The sequence below is a fragment of the Enterobacter sp. UCD-UG_FMILLET genome (assembly GCF_000762975.1).
GTDB classification, from domain to species: Bacteria; Pseudomonadota; Gammaproteobacteria; order Enterobacterales; family Enterobacteriaceae; genus Enterobacter; species Enterobacter dykesii.
In genome coordinates, this window is record NZ_JRJC01000039.1 from 1 (window position 1) to 524 (window position 524).

General features: G+C 67.7%; 1 pseudogene. It reads left to right on the top strand.

Annotation, left to right across the window (positions count from 1 at the left end):
• Window positions 1-524: pseudogene (locus LA04_RS19290) on the top strand (hypothetical protein); the annotation flags it as partial.

The window sequence follows — 524 nt, forward strand, 5'->3', positions numbered from 1 at the left end:
GCTGACGGCGCTGGGCTATGCCCGCCGTCACGGCGTGCGCACGGTGCTGGACATCGACTATCGTCCGGTGCTGTGGGGGCTCACCGCCTTAGGCGACGCCCGCCGTCACGGCGTGCGCACGGTGCTGGACATCGACTATCGTCCGGTGCTGTGGGGGCTCACCGCCTTAGGCGACGGTGAAACGCGCTTTATCGCCGCCGATAAGGTCACCCGCGAGCTGCAGGAGGTGCTGCACCTCTTCGACGTCATTGTCGGCACCGAGGAGGAGTTTCACATTGCGGGCGGCAGAACGGATACCCTGCAGGCGCTGGAGCAGGTGCGCGCCGCGTTTGCAGACCAGCGTTGCTTCACTGACGGCGCGCTCGGCTGCTCGGTCTATACCGACGCCATTCCGTCGCGGCTGGACGACGGCCTGACGGTGACCGGCGTGCGCGTGGAGGTGCTGAACGTCCTCGCCAACGCCTGCGGCGCGCTGGTGGTTTCGCTGCGCGGCTACCTGAACGACGAAGGCTGGGAGCAGGCGT